This window comes from Corallococcus sp. CA047B, from assembly GCF_003612065.1.
Lineage (GTDB): Bacteria > Myxococcota > Myxococcia > Myxococcales > Myxococcaceae > Corallococcus > Corallococcus praedator.
In genome coordinates this window covers 1-3,513 of record NZ_RAWD01000537.1, presented here as the reverse complement: position 1 = coordinate 3,513, position 3,513 = coordinate 1, and the positions used below count along the sequence as shown (strand labels likewise).

Sequence of the window (3,513 nt, the reverse complement as noted above, 5' to 3'; positions counted from 1 at the left end):
GCTGCACCTCCTGCGCGAGCTGCCCGACGGCTGCCCGGAGCAGCGTCGCGCGGAAGGGCGCCTCGCCCAGTTGGTGCGGCCGCACCTGGTGCGCGCGGCCACCGCCGTCGCCCGGGAGTGGAAGGTGCCCGCCGAGGACCTGGAGCAGGAGGGACTGCTGGCCACCTGCCGGGCCTGGCGGGACTTCACCCCGGGCCGTGTCCCGGGCCGCTGCCTCTACCCGGCCTACGTCCTCCAACTGGGCAAGCAGGCCATGGTGCGCGCGGCCACCGCGGAGCGCAGCGCCGTCCACGTCACCCGCCACGCGCGGCGGAAGCTGGCGCGCGCGAAGAAGGCGGCCCGGGACGAGGGCCTGCCGCTGGATGCCGCGCTGCGCGCGCAGGGCCTGGACGAGGCCTCCGTGCTGACGCTGGGCGACGGCAGCATCCGCACCACCTCCCTGGAGGGGCTGCTGGCCGGGGCCGCCGCGGAGGGCGACGGGCCCGGGGCGAACGCGGAGGCACGGCTGGGGTTGGTGGATACGACGGCCGCGCGCCTGGCGCACGTGGCCCAGCGCGAGGCGGCCCTGGGCGCGCTGTACCGGCTGCCCCGCCTGCAGCGCGTGGTGGTGCAGGCCCTGGCGGGCTTCGGCCGGGCCGGCGGACTGGAGTCCACGGAGCGGACGGTGGCCCAGGAGCTGCGCCTGCCGGTGGCCCAGGTGCACAAGCTGCACGCGCAGGGACTGAGGCAGCTGCGCGCGGCGCTCGACGCCCTGGGGCACGGGCCGGAGCTGTCCGCGCGCGAGGCCGGGGCGGTGCGCCGGCAGCGCGCGGCCGCGCCCCGGGACGTGCGGCCGCGCGCGGTGGGGCAGGGCGCCCAGCTCGGGCTGTCGCTTCCCACCGTGGAGTCCCGGCGCCCTTCGGCCTGGGGCGCGTAGCCGTGCCCGTCATCGTCGCGAAGAAGGCCGGCACGTGCACGGCTGCCGGGTGTGGCGGGCGCGTGCTGAAGGGCGAGTACGTGGAGTACTCCGCCGCCACCGGCACGCGGCACCTGGAGTGCGCGGGTGCGGATCAGGGCAAGCGCCCCAACCTCAAGGCAGGGAAGTGCCGGTGCGGCGCCCCGGTGGCGCCGCGCGAGGGCTCCCTCTCGCTGAAGGAGACGTTGCGCGCGGGCCGCTTCCGGAAGCAGTGGCTGGTGCTGTGCGTGCGGTGCGGATGACCGGCCGTCAGTTCAGATCCTCCAGCGCTATCTCCACCAGCTCGCGGTAGAGCGGTACCTCCTCTACCGCGAGCAGGTCCTCCATCACTTCCCGCGCGCCTGCGGTGTCACCTGCCTGCCGAAGGCGTCTGACTTCGGACCTAGCTTTCATCAGCCGCATGGAGCTGTTGCGGATCCGTGCTCGGATCTCGCGAAGGAGGCTCGTCGCGGTGGCCACATCCTGGAGAGCTGCCCGCGCATCGGACTCGGGCATGGCCACCTGCTGGGCCGTGCGCAGCAGTAGCCCGCGCACGCTCGGAGTGAGCTCAAGCGCTTCGCCCGCCTCGACGCGGGCGGCGAGCGCGCGAACCTCTTCCCAATCGATGTCTTCGGCCATGCTCAGCTTCCCTTCTTCTTCGGGCGGCACCTGTTGTCCGGCCACTCACCCTTCTGCCCTTCGCAGCTCCGGAAGCAGTCGTAGCAGGACCCCGTCCAGTGGTCCTCCTTGCACTCCACGTAGGTGTCGATGCAGTGGCGCTTCCACTCCGGCAAGTCTGGCTTGGCCAACTCCATGGCCACCATGGCGGCGAAGAGGATTTCCTCCGCCTCCAACTTCGTGGCGCCACAGCGCTCCGGCGACAGCGGGTGCGTCTTCACGCAGCAAGTCACCGTGGAGTCCTTGGGAGTGCAGGGCGTCTGGGCGTGCGCTGTTCCGCTACGGCCCGCTGCCGCCAGGGCGAGTCCGAAAACCACCCGCATGACCCATGAAGGAGTGTTCCAATTGCTCATGTATGGCGGTTTATCCGGCTTTGTCTGGGCGGCGCATCCCTCTTGAGAGGGAGGCCCGGGGCCGCACGTGCAGGCCGGCCCCAAGGGCGACTGCTACGCGATGAAGGCGGGGAACTCGTCGCCCGGCTTCGGCACCAGCTCCAGCACGTCCCCGGCCTTCGGGGTGAAGGCCTCGCCCGGGAAGCCGACGAAGACGGGCAGCTCCGCCGTGGGCTCCACGGAGGTCACCTCCGCAGTAGCGCCCGAACCCTGGATGCGCACGGTGGCGCCCTGGTGGACCTCATGGAGCCCGCGCTCCACCGCGAGGTACCAGCCGCCGCCCTCAGCATCCTCGCCCACCGCCGTCACCTTCACGGTGCGCAGCGGGGTGGCGACAGCAGGAGCGACGGGCGCGGCAGCCTCGCGCACCTGGTCCACCAGCGGCGGGCTGCTGGGCGGGGGCGTGGCCTGCCGGCGGCGAGCCGCGCGGAGGGCTTCCAGCTCCACGTTGGCGCGGGACGTCTCCAACGCCTCCTGGGTGCGGAGGACTTCCTGGAAGCGCACCTGCGAGCGCAGCGCCTGCACCTGGGCGACGAGCGCGTCCCGCTCCTTGCGCAGCAGCTCCACCAACGTCTCCGCCCGCTCCACACGGAGGCGGACGACGCCTTCCACGGCGCGCCAGGCCCGGCGCTCGCGCGGCTTCACGTCCTCCCACTCGGGAAGGAGGTTGCCGGCGCCGTCGTGCCTGTCCAAGGCCTCCAGGTAGGCGTCATGCAGCATCCGCACGGCGCGGCCGTCGCGCTCCAGGTGCTTCAGTCCAATCCCCACTTCGGTCGCTGCTTCCATGGTCGCGTCTCCTGCTGGTGGTGCTGCTGGGTGAGCCCGCGCGGCAGTCGTGCGGGAGTGAAGTTGGGGAAGCTCCAAGCGGCGCGGTGACTCAATGCGAGGCACTCGCGGCCGCGTGGATGAGGACGGAGCGGGCCGGGGAGCCGAGCCGCGCGAGCGTGGCCTCGATGAGCGGCAGGTAGTCGTCCTGGACGAACGCGGCGGCGAACCTGTCGGGCGCCTCCAGGACGAGCATGTCGCCGTCCAGCGTCGGGTTGAGGCGCGCGAGCTGCTCGGCCACGTGGTGCTTGCCGTCCACGTGGAGTGCGGCCAGTACCAGTCCCCAGGTGGTGCCTGCCTCGGTGGCGGGCAGCGTCGGCGCGGCCACGGGCGCGGCGGGCGCATCCTGGTCCGGCACGTGCCGCCGCCAGACGTCAGGCGCCACGAAGGCCTGGGCGGGGCACAGCGGCTTGCGCGACCGCGCCCAGTCGTCCGCCAGGAAGGCCTGCCATGCACCGCGGAGGCGCTCCTCGTTGCCTCCCACCACCGCGAGGGCCTCGCGGTACCACGCCGCCCACCCGGGTGGCGGGGGCTGGGGCAGCGCCCGCGGGAAGGCCTCCAGGCGCCGCTCCTGCGTCCAGGCGAAGAAGGCGATTTCCGGCGGCGGCGCGTCCTCTCCCGCGCGGGAGTCGCGAGGGGTTGGCGCGGGAGTTGCGAGGGAGGCTGGCTGGCGAGCCGAGGGGG

5 protein-coding genes and 1 pseudogene are annotated in these 3,513 nt (G+C 73.3%); 2 read left to right on the top strand and 4 right to left on the bottom strand.

All coding sequences use genetic code 11. The features are described from left to right. Positions 1-916 (top strand): sigma factor (locus D7X74_RS45145; RefSeq protein ID WP_120538277.1); only part of this gene is annotated, 916 nt, incomplete at its 5' end. Positions 917-918: 2 nt separating this feature from the next. Then, positions 919-1,197 (top strand): hypothetical protein, encoded by a 279-nt coding sequence (locus D7X74_RS40555; protein ID WP_120538276.1) that lies wholly within the window; start codon positions 919-921, stop codon positions 1,195-1,197. Between the two features lie 7 nt (positions 1,198-1,204). Here D7X74_RS40555 and D7X74_RS40550 read toward each other — a convergent pair whose 3' ends face one another. From D7X74_RS40550 to D7X74_RS43370, 4 genes and pseudogenes are all read right to left on the bottom strand, one after another. Continuing rightward, entirely contained in the window at positions 1,205-1,573 is a 369-nt protein-coding gene (locus tag D7X74_RS40550; RefSeq protein ID WP_120538275.1) for a DUSAM domain-containing protein, read from the bottom strand. Between the two features lie 2 nt (positions 1,574-1,575). After that, complete coding sequence (locus tag D7X74_RS40545) at positions 1,576-1,833, bottom strand: hypothetical protein (protein ID WP_233602466.1); 258 nt, start codon at positions 1,831-1,833, stop codon at positions 1,576-1,578. 225 nt (positions 1,834-2,058) lie between these two features. Next, positions 2,059-2,790 (bottom strand): hypothetical protein, encoded by a 732-nt coding sequence (locus tag D7X74_RS40540; RefSeq protein WP_120538273.1) that lies wholly within the window; start codon positions 2,788-2,790, stop codon positions 2,059-2,061. Positions 2,791-2,881: 91 nt separating this feature from the next. Next, a pseudogene (locus D7X74_RS43370) lies at positions 2,882-3,513 on the bottom strand (hypothetical protein); the annotation flags it as partial.